Below are 16,427 nucleotides of genomic sequence, written 5' to 3' on the forward strand. Positions count from 1 at the left end.
TAATGAAACAAGATATTTGCGTTTTTGTAATAAGCCTTAAAAATAGCACAAGATTTCCTTTGCTTCAAAAAAGATTAGGGAAATTGAAAATTAAGTTCAAAGTAATTGAAGGAATCAATGGGTTAGAATATTATAAAAAAAAAAAAATAAACAAAATTTCTAATTCTAAAAAAATATTAAATAATGTTGGCAGAAACATGTCTCCACAAGAGATTGGGGCAGCTGCAAGCCATTTAAAAATTTACTCCTATATTGTAAAAAATAATATTCAACAGGCAATAATTTTAGAAGATGATGCATACCCATCCAAAAAAATGTTTGACTGGATTAAACATAAAATTGAAATTGATAATAATCAAATCTTGGGTTTTTATGCTTATCCAAGTGGAATTATAATAAAAAAAGCTAAAAAAAAAGTTTTAAAAAATATAAATATACATGAATCTAAAACCCATTTATTTAATAATTCTTGTTATCAAATAAATAATTTTACAGCTAAAAAAATATTAAAAATTACTGGGGGTAGGGTTATTGGTTTTGCAGATTGGCCTTTCAATATGACAAAAGATAAAATAAAATTTTTAATAACAATTCCCTTCATGACTTTAATAAATGATAGAGGTATATCTTACTTAAAAAAATCTAGATATGAAATACTAGGTAAAACAAAATTTTTAACAATAAAAAATATGATAAGAGGATCTTTTTTAAAGTTCACTATTTTCTTATATTATATTCTTTTTATTCCTTTTATTTTTAAAAAATATAAAAACCTAGATTATTACATTGAGCATTTTTTCCTAAAAAACTTTTATGCATTTATAAATATTTTTAGTAATACATATTATGAACAAACAAAATTATTTCATAATCAAAAGTTTTATTGTAAAGATTTAGCAAAAGAACAGGTTAAACAGGATATAAGATTCCACGAAATATAAAATCTATAACAATTATGCTTTTAATGCTTTTTTAAGAATGTAATTATCTAAATTACAATCTTTATAACCTCTCTTTACAACATGCAAATATCGTTCTGTTGGGTATGCAAATAAAGTTTTTTTAGTCATTGTATAAGTCATTACTTTTTTACCATAATAAGTAAAATAATATTTTTTATACAGAATTGGATAGTCCTCATAAACATCTAGTTTTTTTTCATCATTTTTGGATATTTCAAATAAAGCTCCTGGAACAATTGATTTTTTTTTAGGCTCTATATCAGCGGCTCTATACTTGCTTCTAAAAGTTAATTTAAAATTATATAGATTAATTTTTTTTAAAAACACACTGTCTTTGCATCTTTTTTTCATTTGAAAATGATTTAGATTACTACCATAAGCAAAATAAAGCATTTAACTATCTGACAACTATTTCTATTTTTTTTTGATTAACAAATTCTAATATTTCAAAACTACACTTGTCAATTTTAAATTGCTCTTCAGATCGTATTACTATTGATACACCTAGTTTTCCTGCTTGGAAAAAGGGGTAACTACCAATTTCAACATCCTCATTATCATTTTGTACTTTAGTTAAGGAGTTAGCAATTTCACTTTCAACAGTTTTTAAACTTATTGTGTGACTTAATATTGGATCTCCCCCTACTATCTTATTTTTTAATCCTCCCAACATTGATTTTAAAATTGATGGAACTCCTGGTAAGCAAAAAACATTTTCAATATTAAATCCTGGTGCGCCACTTGTTGGATTTAATATTAAATTAGCATCTCGTGGCATCCATACCATTTTTTGTCTACCTTCATTGAACTCTCCTACCTTATAATAAGCTTCTAATATTTTAAAAGCTTCTTCGTGTATTTCATACTCAAGGTTAAATGCTTTTGAAATAGATTGTGCTGTAATATCATCGTGTGTTGGCCTATACCACCAGTGGTAAATACATAATTATTAACTTTTCTTAAATGATTAACAGTCTCAACAATTGTATTTTCGATATCTGGGATAACTCTAACCTCAATAACTTTTACACCAATTGAATTCAGCCATTGAGCAATTGTGCTAGTATTGGTGTCTTGTGTTCTTCCAGAGAGGATTTCATTACCAATAATAAGTATTGCGGCATTAAATTTTGTATTTTGAATCATTATTAAATATATAATTTAAATATGGAATTTACTAAAGCTTTAATAAAAGGCAAATTTATCAAACGTTATAAGAGATTTTTTACAGACGTTAAAATTGGTAAGGAAACTGTTATAGCACATTGCCCTAATACTGGATCCATGAAGGGTTTATTAAATGAGGGAAATGAGGTTTATGTATCTAAAAATGACGATCCTAAAAGAAAACTAAAATATACTCTTGAGATAATTAAAGTTAAAAAAAATTTAGTAGGTGTTAATACTCATTTTGCAAATAAAATTGCCTTCCATGGTTTATCTAATAACCTAGTTAAAGAAGTTGCAAACAATGACAGTATTAAACCTGAGGTATTTTTCAATAAAGAAACACGATTTGATTTTCTAGTTCAAAAAAATAAAAAAAAAATATTTGTAGAAGTTAAAAATGTTACTTTACTTAGAGAAGAAAAAACTGCAGAATTTCCAGACGCAGTTACTACTAGAGGTTCAAAGCATTTAAAAACCCTCATAGAAGCAGTTAAAAATGGTTATAAGTCCTATTTATTATTCTTGGTCCAAATAGAGGGTGTTGATAATTTTAAAATAGCAAAAGACATTGATAAAGAATATTATAAAAATTATTTACTTGCAAAAAAAGCTGGAGTTATTTTTTTGGCTTATCAATGTAAAATAAGTCCAAAAGAAATTAAAATAGATAAAAAAATTAAAATTATTAATGCCTGATTATTTAGAAAAATTTGAAAAGATGAGAGTTGCTGGAAATCTTGCAGCAAGAACTCTTGATATGCTTACTGATAACATTAAGCCAGGAGTAACTACTGAATTCATAGATAAATTAGGTTATGAATTTATAAGAGATAATAATGGATATTCTGCACCACTTTTTTATAGAGGTTTTAAAAAATCATTATGTACTTCTTTAAACCATGTTGTCTGTCATGGTATACCCTCAGATAGAGTTTTGGTTGAGGGTGATGCCTTAAACGTTGATGTGACAGCTATAATTAATGAACATTATGGTGATACCAGTAGGATGTTTTGTGTTGGCAAAACTCCTATTAAAGTTAACAACTTAATTGATGCTACTTACGAGTCTATGATGAGAGCAATAAGCTTGTTAAAGCCGGGATTAAAGTTAGGTGATATTGGATATGAAATACAATCTTTTGTTGAAAAAAAAGGCTACTCAGTTGTTAGAGATTTTTGTGGCCACGGAATAAGTACAACATTTCATGAACCGCCAAATATTTTACATTATGGAAGAAGAAATACAGGTATGGAGCTTAGACCTGGTATGACTTTTACAATTGAACCCATGATAAATACAGGTGAATGGGATGTTAAAATGCTAAAAGATGGCTGGACTGCAGTTACTAAAGATAAATCTTTATCAGCACAATTTGAGCACACGTTAGGCATTACTGAAAATGGTTATGAAATCTTTACAGAATCTGTTAAAGGTTATTCAAAGCCTCCTTACTTATAATTAATGATTAAAAGATATTCTAGAAAACAACTTACTGACATATGGTCAGAAGAAAATAAATACCAAATTTGGCTCGATGTAGAGGTTGCAGCTGCCGAAGCCATGGAAAAATTAGGCCAAATTCCTAAAGGTGTTGCGTCAATTGTCAGAAATAAAGCTAAAATAAATGTCAAAAGAATTCACCAAATAGAGAGTAAAGTTAAGCATGATGTAATAGCATTTTTAACCTCTATTACTGAAAAAGCAGGGATTAAAGCAAGATACCTTCATCAAGGTATGACATCTTCTGATGTTCTAGATACCAGTTTAAATATTCAATTAGTTCAATCAGGTAAAATTCTACTTGGTGATATAGATCAAATTTTAAAGGTTTTAAAGAAACAAGCTAAAAAATACAAATACACACCTTGTATGGGTAGAAGTCACGGAATTCATGCTGAACCTATCACCTTTGGTTTAAAATTAGCGTCATTTTATGAAGAGTTTAAGAGAAATAGAAAGAGATTAGTTGATGCAATTGATGAAATTTCAACATGTGCAATTTCCGGTGCAGTTGGAACATTTGCAAATATTAATCCTAACGTTGAAAAACATGTAGCAAAAAAACTTGGGTTAAAAATTGAGCCTATATCAACACAAGTAATACCAAGAGATAGACATGCTTTTTATTTTTCTATACTTGGAATTATTGCTGGATCAGTTGAAAGAGTTGCGATTGAAATCAGACATTTACAAAGAACAGAAGTTTATGAAGTGCAAGAGTTTTTTTCAAAAGATCAAAAAGGTTCGTCAGCAATGCCTCATAAAAAAAATCCCATCTTAAGTGAAAATTTAACAGGTCTTGCAAGAATGGTCCGTAGTGCTGTTATCCCTGCCCTAGAAAATATTGCATTATGGCACGAAAGAGATATTTCTCACTCAAGTGTTGAAAGAAATATTGGTCCTGACGCTAATATAACCTTAGATTTTGCTTTAGCTAGACTTAGTAATATCTTAGATAATATGATTGTCTATCCAAAAAAGATGATTGAAAATTTAAACATAACCAAAGGTTTAATTTTTTCTCAAGAAGTAATGTTAGAGCTAACAAAATCAGGATTAAGTAGAGAGCAATCTTACAAAATGGTTCAAAACTATGCAAAAAAATGTTTTGCAGAAAACCTAAATTTATTTGATGTTATTTCAAACGATGAATTCATAATGACTAAAATTTCTTCAAAAAGATTAAAGTCAATATTTAACTATTCATCACACTTTAAAAATATAGATTTGATCTTTAGAAGAGTTTTTAGATAATGAAAAAAGGTAAAAAATTATATGAGGGTAAGGCAAAAATAATTTATGCGACATCTGATAAAAATTTAGTTATCCAATATTTTAAAGATGACGCAACAGCTTTTAATAACTTAAAAAAATCAACCATTGAAGGTAAAGGTGTTCTAAACAATAGAATATCTGAGCATATTTTATCAAACCTAACTCAAATTGGGATTAAAAATCACTTAGTTAAAAGACTAAACATGAGAGAACAAATTATTAAATTGGTAGAAATTATTCCTATTGAGTTTATTGTTCGTAATGTTGCAACAGGTTCTATTACTAAAAGACTTGGTATTGAAGATGGAACAGTTTTAAAGCAGCCTCTATTAGAATATTGTTTAAAAGATGATAGTTTAGGTGATCCACTTATTGCAGAAGAGCATATATTAGCATTTGATTGGGCTACAAAATCTGAATTAGAAAAAGTTAAAAAAATGATCCTTAGAATTAATGACTTCATGATTGGAATGTTCAGAGGAGTTGGAATTAAACTAATTGATTTTAAACTTGAATTTGGAAGACTTAAAGAAAATGGTAAAAATGAAGTTATTTTAGCTGATGAAATTAGCCCTGATACGTGTAGATTATGGGACAGTATTACTGATAAAAAACTAGATAAAGATAGATTTCGTAAGGACTTGGGTGACTTAATTCCTGCTTACACTGAAGTTGCTAAAAGACTTGGTATTTTACACGAACAATCAAACTTAAGTGCTGTTAATGTTACTAAATTAAGATCAATTAAAAAAAGAAAATAATATGAAAATATCAGTAGTTATAACTCTTAAGAAAGATGTTTTGGATCCTCAAGGTAAAGTTATTCACCAAACCTTGGATGGTATGGGTTTTGAAGGGATCAATGAAGTAAGGCAAGGAAAATATTTTGAAATTGATACTAAAGAAGATGATAAGAAAAAAGCTGAAGCAAAAGTAGAAGACATGTGCAAAAAACTTTTGGCAAATTTAGTAATAGAAGACTTTAAAATTATTGGATTACAATAATAAATAATGCATTCATCCGTAATAACCTTTCCTGGATCTAATTGTGATAGAGACATGGATGTAGCTTTAAAAAAATTTGGTTTTAAAAATAAAATGGTTTGGCATGACGATGTTGAGCTTCCAAAAAGTGATCTAGTAGTTTTACCAGGTGGTTTTTCATATGGGGATTACCTTAGATGTGGAAGTATGGCATCAAAATCAAAAATTATGAAGTCGGTTCTAAACTTTGCTCAAGGGGGTGGTAAAGTTATGGGGATATGTAATGGTTTTCAAATTCTAGTTGAATCAGGTTTGCTTCCAGGTGTGCTACTTAGAAATAAATACCTAGAATTTATTTGCAAAAACGTTTTTGTTAAAGCTAATAACAGAGACAACTCTTATTTTAAAGATGATAAAAAAGATGTCTATGAGTTTCATATAGCTCATAATGAAGGAAATTACTTTTGCTCTAATGAACAAATTAAAGAAATTAATGACAATAACCAAATAGCTTTATTTTATTCAGATGAAAACGGAAATATTAATGAACAATCTAATCCTAATGGCTCATTACAAAATATAGCTGGTGTATTTAATAAACAAAAAAATGTTTTAGGAATGATGCCTCATCCTGAAAGAATGATAGACCCTGCTTTATCAGGTGAAGATGGTTCAATATTTTTTAAAAACTTAATTAATAATTTAAAATAATGATAGTTAACGAACAACTTGCGATCGATCACGGTTTAAAAAAAGATGAATATAAAAAAATCTGTAATTTATTAGAAAGAGTTCCCAATATTACCGAACTAGGTATTTTCTCAGCAATGTGGAATGAACATTGTTCTTATAAATCTTCAAGATTTCATCTTAAAAACCTTCCTACTAAAGGAAAGAACGTTATTCAAGGACCTGGAGAGAATGCTGGTGTTATTGATATTGGTGATGATGATGCAATTGTATTTAAAATTGAAAGTCATAATCACCCTTCATTTATTGAGCCCTATCAAGGTGCTGCAACTGGTGTTGGTGGTATTATGAGAGATGTCTTTACAATGGGTGCAAGACCAATAGCTAATTTAAACTCAATTCATTTTGGCTCACCTCAGCATAAAAAAACTAAAAATTTATTACGTGGAGTTGTTCATGGCATAGGTGGATATGGTAATTGTATGGGTGTTCCAACAATTGCGGGTCAAACTAGTTTTGACAAGTCTTATAATGGTAACATTTTAGTAAATGCTATGACTTTAGGTCATGTTAAAAAAGATAAGATTTTTTACTCAAAAGCTGCAGGTTTAGGAAAACCTGTGATCTATGTTGGTTCAAAAACTGGTCGTGATGGAATTCATGGTGCTAGCATGGCATCAGCTTCATTTGATGATAAAATTGAAGAAAAAAAACCAACCGTTCAAGTTGGTGATCCTTTTACTGAAAAATTATTATTAGAAGCTTGTTTAGAATTAATGGCAGGAGATTCAATTATTGCTATTCAGGATATGGGTGCTGCAGGATTAACCTCTTCAAGTATTGAAATGGCTTCAAAAGGAAATTTAGGAATTGAGATCAATTTAAATAAAGTTCCTTGTAGAGAAGCAAACATGACCCCTTATGAAATTATGCTATCAGAAAGTCAAGAGCGAATGCTTATTGTTTTGGAAAATGGTAAAGAAGAAATGGCTAAAAAAATATTTGATAAATGGAATTTAGATTTTGCTGTAATTGGCAAAACAACAAAAAGTAAAAAAATTGAACTTTATTTTGATGAAGAAAAAGTAGCAGATATTCCTGTTAATACTTTAGTTGAAAACTCACCTATGTATGACCGAAAATGGAAAAAAGCCAAATTACCTAAAAAAATTAAAATTGAGAAAGAATTATTTAAAACCTTAAAAGTAAAAAATATTTTAAACAAAATATTATCTAATCCAAATGTATGTAATAAAGAATGGATTTGGCAACAGTATGACCATACTGTTATGGGTGATACTATTCAAAAACCTGGTGGAGACGCTGGTGTTGTTAGAGTTCATGGTACCAATAAAGCAGTTGCAGCATCTGTTGATTCTTCTGCTGTATATTGTTGGGCTCACCCTTTAAGTGGTGGAAAACAAATTGTTTGTGAAAGTTGGAGAAACTTAATTTCAGTTGGTGCAAAACCAATCGCAATTACTAACTGTTTAAATTTTGGTAGTCCTGAAAATGAAGAGAATATGGGTGAGTTTGTAGAGTGTGTTCAAGGCCTAGGTGAAGCAAGTGCTTATTTAAAGTTCCCAGTAGTCTCAGGAAATGTTTCCTTCTATAACCAAACTAAAGACATTGGTATTAAGCCCACTCCTGCAATTGGTGGTGTTGGTTTAATTAAAGATTACCAAAACATGGTTACAATGGATTTAAAACAAGCTGATAATATACTGTTAGTTATTGGTAAAACTGAGGGTCACTTGGATCAAAGCTTATTTGCAAGAGATATTCTAAATGAAAAAAATGGACCTCCTCCTGAAATTAATCTTTTTAATGAAAAAAATAATGGTGAAACAATATTAAAACTTATTGATAAAAAATATATTAAGTCAGCTCATGATGTCTCTTTAGGTGGAATAATTACTGCTCTTTCTAAAATGTGTATTAAAGGTAAAAAAGGTGCAACTCTTAAAAAACCAAATTACTTAATTAATCAGTTCGAATACTTATTTAGTGAAGACCAAGGGAGATACATTATTGAAATTAGTAAAGATGATCTAGAAAGTACTACTAAAATACTTCAAGAAAACTCCGTGCATTTTGATGAACTTGGATCGGTAAATAACAATAGTTTAATAATTGATGATAAGACAAAAGTATCAATTGACGATTTGATTAAATCACATACAAATTGGTTAACTAACTATATGGAAAATTAAAATGGCAATGGATATAAAAGAAGTTGAAACACTCATTAAAGAAGCTTTACCAGATGCTATAATAGAAATTCAAGACTTAGCAGGTGATAGTAATCACTACTCAGCAACAATAACCTCTAAAGAGTTTTCTGGAAAAAGCAAAATTGAACAACACAAGATGGTATATAATTCTTTAAAGGGGAAAATGGGTAACGAACTTCACGCATTAGCAATTAAAACAAAGGAGTAATAATGGACGATAGCACAAAAAATTTAATTCAAAGTCATATAGATACTAACGAAGTATGTTTGTTTATGAAAGGAACACCGGATGCTCCTCAGTGTGGATTTTCTATGGCTACATCAAACATGTTAAAAATTTTAGAAGTAAATTATAAAGGGATCAATGTTCTAGAATCTCAAGCTTTAAGAGAAGGTATAAAAGAATTCAGTGACTGGCCTACTATTCCACAAGTTTACATTAAGGGTGAATTTGTTGGTGGCTGTGACATCTTTAAAGAAATGTATGAAAACGGTGAACTCAAGAAAGTACTTGAGGATAAAGGAATTAATTTTAAGAAATAATTTATTACTTATAAATATAATCTCTAGTAGCGGGTGTTGAGACATAGTTTTTTGTTAGTTGGAATTGATAAACCACTTGGTCTCCCCATTTAAAAGCACTTTCACAACTAGCTAAATAAAACTCCCACATCCTAAAAAATTTTTCATCAAACATATTAATTATTTGGATTTTGTTTTTTATGCAATTTTCTTTCCAGTGTCTTAGGGTATGAGAATAATGTAATTTAAGAATTTCTATATCAGATACTATTAATCCAGCTTTCTCTATAGGTGTTACCACCTCACTCAGACTAGGTGTATAGCCACCTGGAAAAATATACTTGGTTATCCAAGGATGTGGGTCTCTAGGAGGATTAACTGAGCCAATAGTGTGTATCAAAGAAACACCATCGACATTAAGTAACTTGTCAATTTTCTTAAAAAAGTTTTTATAAAATTTTCTACCTACATGCTCAAACATTCCAACACTTACAATTCTATCAAACTTTTCATCTAACTGACGGTAATCTATTATTTTAAAGGTAACTTGATTTTCTAAATTAAGTTCTTTTGCTTTTTTAACACAGTAGTTAAACTGATTTTCAGATAGAGTAATTCCAGTAACTTCGCAATTAGTACTTTTTGCAATATCTATAGCTAAAGATCCCCAGCCACAACCTATATCAAGAACTTTTTGATTTGGCTTTATATTAAGTTTTTTTATTATATGCTGTATCTTATTATTTTGAGCTTCTTCTAGAGTATTATTTTCATTTTTAAAATATCCACAAGAGTATTGTTTTTTAGGATCCAAAAATAAACTGTATAAATCATCTGAAAGATCATAATGATGAGCAACATTCATTTTAGATTTTTTTATAAAATTAAAGTTTGTTAAATATCTATAAGAACCATAAAATTTATTTATCAGCATGCTAAAAATATTTAATTCGCCTCTTCCTATATTCATAAGCGCTATATCTAAAAAATCAGTCAAACTTCCATTTTCGATTTGTATATCACCATTAGAATAGGCTTCTCCAAAATATAAATCTGGACGAAAAAATAATTTATAATGGAGTTTCTTATCTAAAATCTTAACTGTAATTGGGTTATTATTTTTTGGTATGCCTACAATGTATTTATTTAAATTTGCATCAATTAATAGAAAACCATCATTCTTGAACAATTTATCTAAATATCTTGCTAACATCATTTAAATTCTCATAAAAATTTTTTTTATAAGAAAAATATATAATAAATTTATATAAAATTCACTTAGGATTATCTCTCAATTATATTGAGGTTTTTATAATATTAATATTTTAAAATGTAGTTATTTAAAGAGCATTCTCAATCTTTTTGAGAAGTATTTTTTTAATAAGTTTAGTACTGATATTTTTTTAAAAGTATCTTCTGTACTTTGATTAACAATATAATTAATTCTATCTTCCCAAATGAGCTCTAAAACTAAGCTTGTTCTAAAAACTTCATTTAACTTTTTAATTGTAGATACTGTTAGTACGGGTTCAAAATACTGAACTTTTTTTGAAATTAATAGTTTATTTTCTACATCATCAAAATCCATGTGCCACAGATGATCTTTTTTGTTTTCAAAGACCAGATTGTCTTCAAGCATAGTTGGTAATTCGATATAACCTTTTTTTGATACTCTTTCTAATTCTTTAATAAAAAAGTCAACATCCTCAACATGTTCCATGACATGGCTAGCTACAACGAAATCAAACTCCTTATCTTTAAAAGGTAGTTTTTTTTCTTTTAATTTAATGAATTTTTTATCTTTGTAATGATTTGATAAATCTTGTACATCGCAAATAACTTTTGCAAATTTATTAGCATTATATCCACATCCAATATCTAAAATATTCCATGTAGTGTTATTTTGTAAAAGATTGTTTATGTATTTTTTGGAAGTTCTTTTAATCAAGAATTAACGAGAATAGTATTCAATTACTAGATTAGGTTCCATAATTACTGGGTAAGGAACTTCATCAAACTTAGGCGTTCTTACAAAGGTAACTTTTTTATTCTTTTCATCTAAGTTAATGTATTCTGGAGTTTCTCTTTCTTTGTTTGCTAAAGCAATATCAATGAAAGCTAACTGTTTAGATTTGTCTCTAATTTCAATTATATCTTCCTCTTTAACCATATAGCTAGAAATATTAACTTTTTTACCATTAACTCTTACGTGACCATGGTTAATAAGTTGTCTTGCTGAAAATACTGTTGTTGAAAATCTTGCTCTATAAACTACTGAATCTAATCTTCTCTCAAGTAATCCAATTAAATTTTCACCAGTATCCCCTTTTAACATGGTAGCTTTTTTATAAATATTTCTGAATTGTCTTTCGTTAATGTTACCATAGTAACCTTTTAATTTTTGCTTAGCTTGTAGCTGAATTCCGTAATCAGATGGTTTTCCTTTTCTTCCTTGACCATGCTGTCCTGGACCATAATCTCTTTTATTAAAAGGACTTTTAGGTCTTCCCCATAGGTTAATTTTTAACCTTCTGTCTATTTTATGTTTAGCACTAATTCTTTTTGTCATTTGATAGATGGGGTTATAAACTTACTCATTATTTTGTCAATCAACCTTTTTTGGACAAACTAGCGAATACGCTCGATAAAATACGCATTTCCTTCTCAGAAAGCTCCATTTTAGAAAAAATGCTTCTTAAGTTTTCAAGCATAATTGGTCTCTTCTCTAAAGGCTTGAAAAAGTGTTTTTCCTCTAATTTTTTGATGCATAAGTTGGTCATTGCTTGGATGTCTTTCTTGCTAGCGAAGGTTACTTTTTTTGATTTAGAATACTTTGCACCTTTTAAATTGATAATGCTTGCTACTGTATGAGCAATAATAATGACACTGTGAGACAAGTTTAAAGATTTAAAATCAGAGTTAGTTGGTATTTGCATAGTATAGTTAGCATAACTAATCTCATTATTAGATAAGCCAGATGCTTCTGATCCAAATAAAAAAGCTATCTTTTTATTAAAATCAATTTTTTTTAAATCTTCTAAATTAATATGTTTAATATTTTTATTTCTAAATCTTGCTGACGTTGCAATAACATAATCTACCTTTTTTACAGCAGATTCTAAAGTTTCATGAACTTTAGCATTAATAATTAGATCTTTCGCACCAACTGAGGTTGCTAGAATTTTATCATTTGGGAAAATTGGTTTTGGTTTAACAATGACTAATTTTTTAAAGTTAAAGTTTTTTATAGCTCTAGCACAAGCTCCAATATTTTCTGATAGTTGAGGTTGATGTAAGATAAATGAGATATTGTTAAACAACATTAAAGACTTGCTGGGGCATTATCTTTAAATAATTTATAATCCAAACTATCAACCAATGCTTTAAATGAAGCATCAATTATATTTGCCGAGACACCAATAGTGAACCAGTTTTTACCTTTTGAGTCAGTGCTTTCTATTGAAACTCTAGTGATTGCTTCAGTGCCTGTATTTAAAATTCTAACTTTGTAATCGACTAATTTTAAATCTTTTAAATATTTAGAGTATTTGTTTAATCGATCTACATTTTGTCTAATAGCATTATCTAGTGCATTAACAGGACCATTTCCTTCACCCGTACACATAATCTTTTCACCATCGACTTCTAGCTGTGCTTTAGCAGAAGAAACAATTGCTCCTGACGAATCTTTTTTAACAGAAACATCGTATTCTTTAATCAGTATATACCTTGGTATTTTGCTGATAATTCGTCTAGCTAATAATTCAAACGATGCATCAGCACCGTCATAACTATAACCAATAAATTCTCTATCTTTTACTTCATCTAAAAGTTTTTTAATTTTAGGATCGCTCTCTTCTATTTCAATACCGATAGTTTTTAATCTTGAAATTATATTAGATTTACCAGATTGGTCTGAAACAACAATATTCCTAGAGTTTCCAACTTCTTCTGGATCAATATGCTCATAAGTTTTTGGATCTTTTTGAACAGCTGATACGTGAAGACCACCTTTATGAGAAAAAGCAGCAGCACCAACGTATGGAAGATGTTTGTTAGGTTTTCTATTTAAAATCTCATCTAATAACCTAGAGCATTGAGTTAAATTTTTAATATTGTCTGGTTTAATTTTTAATTGAAATTTAGAAGAAAAATCATCTTTTAAAAAAAAAGTAGGAATTAATGACATTAAATCAGCATTACCACATCTTTCACCTAAGCCATTGATGGTTCCTTGCACTTGTCTAACCCCAGCCCAAACTGCAGCTAAAGAATTTGCAACTGCATTACCTGTATCGTTGTGTGCATGTATGCCTAAATTTTTTCCAGGTATAATTTTAGAAACTTCTGTTACTATTTTTGTAACTTCATGAGGTAACGTTCCCCCATTAGTATCGCATAAGACAATCCATCTTGCTCCTTCATCAAATGCTGCTTTAAGACATGATAAAGTATAATTTGGATTAGCTTTGTAGCCATCGAAAAAATGTTCTGCGTCAAACATAAATTCTTTATTCTCTTTAACAAAATGTTTGGCTGTTTCTTTAATATTTTCTAAATTTTCTTCATTAGAAATACCAAGGGCTATATCAACATGAAAATCCCATGATTTTCCTACAATACAAACTGCTGGTGTATTTGAATTTAAAAGCGCTGAAAGTCCAGGATCATTATCGGCACTTCGACCAGTTCTTTTAGTCATACCAAAAGATGTTAGTTTAGCATTATTAAATGAATGCTTTTTTTGAAAAAATTCAGTATCTGTAGGGTTTGCTCCTGGCCACCCACCCTCAATATAATCAACACCTAAATTATCTAAAGCTAAGGCAATTTTTAATTTATCATCTACAGAAAAATCTACACCTTGCGTTTGTGCACCATCTCTTAGAGTTGTATCAAATATAAAAAGTTGTTCTTTACTCATTTTAGTTTCCAGATTGTTTTACCATCTTTGTCTTCTATTAAAACCCCTTTATCTAAAAGTTTATCTCTAATAATATCTGCTTCTTTATAATTCTTGTCTTCTCTTGCCTGATTTCGAAGTTCAATCATTTCTAAAATATCACCTTCATTAATAGATGATTTTTTCTTTTTAAATTCAATCCACTCTTCTTTTGTCTTATTTAAAATACCAATGAAATTACAAGCTAATACAAATAAACTTTTCTCTTCGTTACCTCCCTTTAAAGCCTTGTCATAAAGCTGGTGAAGATTTGCAATATATCCAGGTGTATTCAAATCATCATATAACGGAGATAAAATATCTTCATTTAGAACTGTTTTGTCATTTGAGGATAAGTAAACTTCATACCATTTATCAATAGTATTTTTGCAATCTTCTAAGAGCTTTTCGTTCCAGTCTAATGGTTGTTTGTAGTGAGCGCTCATAAGAGCAAGTTTTAAAACTTGTCCATCAACATTATCTTTAAAATCTTTAATCTTAAGTATGTTGCCAGTTGATTTAGCCATTTTTTCATTGGACATAGTAATAAATGCGTTATGGATCCAATAGTTTGCAAATATTTTAGTGTCATTAGCACATCTTGATTGTGCAATTTCATTTTCATGGTGAGGAAAAATCAGATCAATTCCTCCACCATGTATATCAAATATATCTCCCAAGTATTTCTTAGACATTGCGGAACATTCCAAATGCCAGCCGGGTCTTCCTTTCCCCCAGGGTGAATCCCAAGAAGGTTCATCATCCTTAGAGGGCTTCCATAAAACAAAATCTTCTGATTTTTTTTTATTCTCTGAAACTTCAACTCTAGATCCTGCAATTAAATCTTCTAATTTCTTATTTGATAGTTTTCCATAATCACTAAATTTATTTACTTCAAAATACACATGATTGTTAGCCTCATAAGCAAAATCTTTATCTATTAAAGATGTTATCATTTTAATCATAAGATCAATGTGATCTGTTGCTTTAGGTTGTTGTGTTGGATGATCTAAATTTAAATAAGTACAATCATCATTAAAATCTTTAATAATATTATTGGTTAATTCAAATATTGAAATATTTTTTTCTTTTGCTGATTTAATTATTTTATCATCAATATCAGTAATATTTCTTATATAGTTTATCTTATCATACCCATATTTTGATTTTAAAACTTTGTATAAAATATCAAAAATAACAAGAGGTCTTGCATTACCTATGTGTGGGTTATTATAAACAGTTGGACCACAAACATACATTCCAATTTTTTTAATATCTAGTGGAACAAACTTTTCTTTTTTGTTACTTAGATTGTTTGTTAAATAAATATCCTTATTCATTATCTTAGAATTATACTTTAATTATAGATTTGTGAATCGATAAGATTAGTTGGGAATCTTGCAAACTGGAATTGGTTCCATTTTATGCAAGTTGATCTTTCTTATTTTTTCGTATTTTTCACGGTTTATTGAATTAATATTACTCATTGCTTCTTCTAATTCTTCATATTTAAGACCTAATTGACCTTCGTCAGTCCTACCGTCATCCCATAATCCATCAGTTGGAGCTGCTTCAATTATCTCTTGTAGTACACTAATAGATTTACCTATTTCCCACACTTCTGATTTATTACAATCTGCAATAGGAGAAATGTCTACCCCTCCATCTCCATATTTTGTATAAAAACCTACTCCAAAATCTTCTACTTTATTTCCAGTACCAACTACAATACCTTTATTTGCAGCAGCTACCTGATAAAGAGTTGTCATTCTAATTCTTGCTCTAGAATTTGCCATTCCAAGCTCACTATTAAAATCAGAAAGAGTATCTTCAAATGTTTCAAATAATTTATCTAAATTCAGTGTGTTTGCCTCAACATTATTAAAATTTTTAACAAGCCATTCTTGATGTCTTAAACTTAAATCATGTTGTGATGATTTTTGCTTAATTGGCATTGATAAAACAATTGTTTTTATACCTGTCATTGCACTCAATGTGCTTGATACAGAAGAATCTATTCCTCCAGAAACACCAATAACTAAAGATTGAGCCTTATTTGGCATCTTTTCTACATAATCTTTAATCCAATTACTTATAAATTTTGCTTTTTCTAATGGTTTCATTCTTTATACTATAATCGAAATTTT

General features: G+C 29.0%; 18 protein-coding genes and 1 pseudogene. 10 read left to right on the plus strand and 9 right to left on the minus strand.

Going from position 1 to position 16,427, the window contains the following annotated elements; translation table 11 throughout:
* The first annotated feature begins 2 nt into the window (after positions 1–2).
* Positions 3–941, plus strand: a complete 939-nt coding sequence (locus tag ABXT53_RS04120) for a glycosyltransferase family 25 protein (protein ID WP_415289780.1) — start codon at positions 3–5, stop codon at positions 939–941.
* Between the two features lie 12 nt (positions 942–953).
* On the opposite strand, the gene ABXT53_RS04125 is transcribed toward ABXT53_RS04120, so the two are convergent.
* Both ABXT53_RS04125 and ABXT53_RS04130 read right to left on the minus strand, forming a co-directional pair.
* Entirely contained in the window at positions 954–1,355 is a 402-nt protein-coding gene (locus ABXT53_RS04125) for a gamma-glutamylcyclotransferase family protein (RefSeq protein WP_415289781.1), read from the minus strand.
* A gap of 4 nt (positions 1,356–1,359) precedes the next feature.
* A pseudogene (locus tag ABXT53_RS04130) lies at positions 1,360–2,108 on the minus strand (competence/damage-inducible protein A).
* A gap of 21 nt (positions 2,109–2,129) precedes the next feature.
* Between ABXT53_RS04130 and sfsA the strand changes: the two are divergent.
* Genes sfsA through grxD form a run of 9 tightly spaced genes read left to right on the plus strand, consistent with a single transcriptional unit; the run spans position 2,130 to position 9,359 of the window.
* The gene (sfsA, locus tag ABXT53_RS04135) at positions 2,130–2,828 is read left to right on the plus strand and encodes a DNA/RNA nuclease SfsA (RefSeq protein WP_415289783.1); all 699 of its coding nucleotides are present in this window, start codon (positions 2,130–2,132) and stop codon (positions 2,826–2,828) included.
* A complete protein-coding gene (gene map, locus ABXT53_RS04140) occupies positions 2,821–3,591 on the plus strand; it encodes a type I methionyl aminopeptidase (protein ID WP_415289784.1) in 771 nt (256 codons plus the stop codon). The genes sfsA and map overlap by 8 nt, the downstream gene beginning before the upstream one ends.
* Positions 3,592–3,594: 3 nt before the next feature.
* Complete coding sequence (purB, locus tag ABXT53_RS04145) at positions 3,595–4,887, plus strand: adenylosuccinate lyase (RefSeq protein ID WP_415289785.1); 1,293 nt, start codon at positions 3,595–3,597, stop codon at positions 4,885–4,887.
* Entirely contained in the window at positions 4,887–5,669 is a 783-nt protein-coding gene (gene purC, locus ABXT53_RS04150; protein WP_415289787.1) for a phosphoribosylaminoimidazolesuccinocarboxamide synthase, read from the plus strand. The genes purB and purC overlap by 1 nt, the downstream gene beginning before the upstream one ends.
* A 1-nt stretch (position 5,670) precedes the next feature.
* Positions 5,671–5,913, plus strand: a complete 243-nt coding sequence (gene purS / locus ABXT53_RS04155) for a phosphoribosylformylglycinamidine synthase subunit PurS (protein WP_415289789.1) — start codon at positions 5,671–5,673, stop codon at positions 5,911–5,913.
* Positions 5,914–5,919: 6 nt separating this feature from the next.
* The gene (gene purQ, locus ABXT53_RS04160; RefSeq protein WP_415289790.1) at positions 5,920–6,603 is read left to right on the plus strand and encodes a phosphoribosylformylglycinamidine synthase I; all 684 of its coding nucleotides are present in this window, start codon (positions 5,920–5,922) and stop codon (positions 6,601–6,603) included.
* Positions 6,603–8,795, plus strand: coding sequence for a phosphoribosylformylglycinamidine synthase subunit PurL (gene purL, locus ABXT53_RS04165; protein ID WP_415289791.1), 2,193 nt, complete (start codon positions 6,603–6,605; stop codon positions 8,793–8,795). The genes purQ and purL overlap by 1 nt, the downstream gene beginning before the upstream one ends.
* Position 8,796: 1 nt before the next feature.
* Positions 8,797–9,024 (plus strand): BolA/IbaG family iron-sulfur metabolism protein, encoded by a 228-nt coding sequence (locus ABXT53_RS04170; RefSeq protein WP_415289793.1) that lies wholly within the window; start codon positions 8,797–8,799, stop codon positions 9,022–9,024.
* A 2-nt stretch (positions 9,025–9,026) separates the two neighbouring features.
* The gene (gene grxD, locus ABXT53_RS04175) at positions 9,027–9,359 is read left to right on the plus strand and encodes a Grx4 family monothiol glutaredoxin (protein ID WP_415277729.1); all 333 of its coding nucleotides are present in this window, start codon (positions 9,027–9,029) and stop codon (positions 9,357–9,359) included.
* A gap of 4 nt (positions 9,360–9,363) precedes the next feature.
* Here the strand turns inward: grxD and ABXT53_RS04180 are convergent, their stop codons facing one another.
* The 7 genes from ABXT53_RS04180 to nadE all read right to left on the minus strand — a co-directional run bounded on the left by ABXT53_RS04180 (position 9,364) and on the right by nadE (position 16,403).
* Positions 9,364–10,554 (minus strand): class I SAM-dependent methyltransferase, encoded by a 1,191-nt coding sequence (locus tag ABXT53_RS04180; protein ID WP_415289795.1) that lies wholly within the window; start codon positions 10,552–10,554, stop codon positions 9,364–9,366.
* A gap of 120 nt (positions 10,555–10,674) precedes the next feature.
* Positions 10,675–11,286 carry a class I SAM-dependent methyltransferase gene (locus tag ABXT53_RS04185; protein WP_415289796.1) on the minus strand — a complete coding sequence of 204 codons (612 nt, stop codon included), beginning with the start codon at positions 11,284–11,286 and terminating at the stop codon, positions 10,675–10,677.
* A gap of 3 nt (positions 11,287–11,289) precedes the next feature.
* A complete protein-coding gene (gene rpsD / locus ABXT53_RS04190; RefSeq protein ID WP_415289798.1) occupies positions 11,290–11,907 on the minus strand; it encodes a 30S ribosomal protein S4 in 618 nt (205 codons plus the stop codon).
* Positions 11,908–11,947: 40 nt separating this feature from the next.
* Positions 11,948–12,661: an RNA methyltransferase gene (locus ABXT53_RS04195; RefSeq protein WP_415289799.1), complete on the minus strand. Its 714-nt coding sequence runs from the start codon at positions 12,659–12,661 to the stop codon at positions 11,948–11,950.
* Entirely contained in the window at positions 12,661–14,262 is a 1,602-nt protein-coding gene (gene cimA / locus ABXT53_RS04200; RefSeq protein ID WP_415289801.1) for a citramalate synthase, read from the minus strand. Before cimA ends, ABXT53_RS04195 begins: the two co-directional genes overlap by 1 nt.
* Entirely contained in the window at positions 14,259–15,620 is a 1,362-nt protein-coding gene (gene cysS / locus ABXT53_RS04205) for a cysteine--tRNA ligase (RefSeq protein ID WP_415289802.1), read from the minus strand. Before cysS ends, cimA begins: the two co-directional genes overlap by 4 nt.
* A gap of 45 nt (positions 15,621–15,665) precedes the next feature.
* On the minus strand, positions 15,666–16,403 hold the full coding sequence (nadE, locus tag ABXT53_RS04210) for an NAD(+) synthase (RefSeq protein WP_415289804.1): 738 nt from the start codon (positions 16,401–16,403) through the stop codon (positions 15,666–15,668).
* Positions 16,404–16,427: the final 24 nt, after the last annotated feature.

It is taken from the genome of Candidatus Pelagibacter sp. Uisw_136 (assembly GCF_047720275.1).
GTDB lineage: Bacteria > Pseudomonadota > Alphaproteobacteria > Pelagibacterales > Pelagibacteraceae > Pelagibacter.

Bases quoted from the DNA above. Each gene is read 5' to 3' on its own strand.
- grxD (WP_415277729.1), top strand. From the start codon at position 9,027: ATGGACGATAGCACAAAAAATTTAATTCAAAGTCATATAGATACTAAC.
- nadE (WP_415289804.1), bottom strand. From the start codon at position 16,403: ATGAAACCATTAGAAAAAGCAAAATTTATAAGTAATTGGATTAAAGAT.
- purL (WP_415289791.1), top strand. From the start codon at position 6,603: ATGATAGTTAACGAACAACTTGCGATCGATCACGGTTTAAAAAAAGAT.
- ABXT53_RS04120 (WP_415289780.1), top strand. From the start codon at position 3: ATGAAACAAGATATTTGCGTTTTTGTAATAAGCCTTAAAAATAGCACA.
- map (WP_415289784.1), top strand. From the start codon at position 2,821: ATGCCTGATTATTTAGAAAAATTTGAAAAGATGAGAGTTGCTGGAAAT.
- ABXT53_RS04125 (WP_415289781.1), bottom strand. From the start codon at position 1,355: ATGCTTTATTTTGCTTATGGTAGTAATCTAAATCATTTTCAAATGAAA.
- rpsD (WP_415289798.1), bottom strand. From the start codon at position 11,907: ATGACAAAAAGAATTAGTGCTAAACATAAAATAGACAGAAGGTTAAAA.
- ABXT53_RS04170 (WP_415289793.1), top strand. From the start codon at position 8,797: ATGGCAATGGATATAAAAGAAGTTGAAACACTCATTAAAGAAGCTTTA.
- cimA (WP_415289801.1), bottom strand. From the start codon at position 14,262: ATGAGTAAAGAACAACTTTTTATATTTGATACAACTCTAAGAGATGGT.
- purC (WP_415289787.1), top strand. From the start codon at position 4,887: ATGAAAAAAGGTAAAAAATTATATGAGGGTAAGGCAAAAATAATTTAT.
- cysS (WP_415289802.1), bottom strand. From the start codon at position 15,620: ATGAATAAGGATATTTATTTAACAAACAATCTAAGTAACAAAAAAGAA.
- sfsA (WP_415289783.1), top strand. From the start codon at position 2,130: ATGGAATTTACTAAAGCTTTAATAAAAGGCAAATTTATCAAACGTTAT.
- ABXT53_RS04195 (WP_415289799.1), bottom strand. From the start codon at position 12,661: ATGTTGTTTAACAATATCTCATTTATCTTACATCAACCTCAACTATCA.
- purB (WP_415289785.1), top strand. From the start codon at position 3,595: ATGATTAAAAGATATTCTAGAAAACAACTTACTGACATATGGTCAGAA.
- purQ (WP_415289790.1), top strand. From the start codon at position 5,920: ATGCATTCATCCGTAATAACCTTTCCTGGATCTAATTGTGATAGAGAC.
- ABXT53_RS04180 (WP_415289795.1), bottom strand. From the start codon at position 10,554: ATGATGTTAGCAAGATATTTAGATAAATTGTTCAAGAATGATGGTTTT.
- purS (WP_415289789.1), top strand. From the start codon at position 5,671: ATGAAAATATCAGTAGTTATAACTCTTAAGAAAGATGTTTTGGATCCT.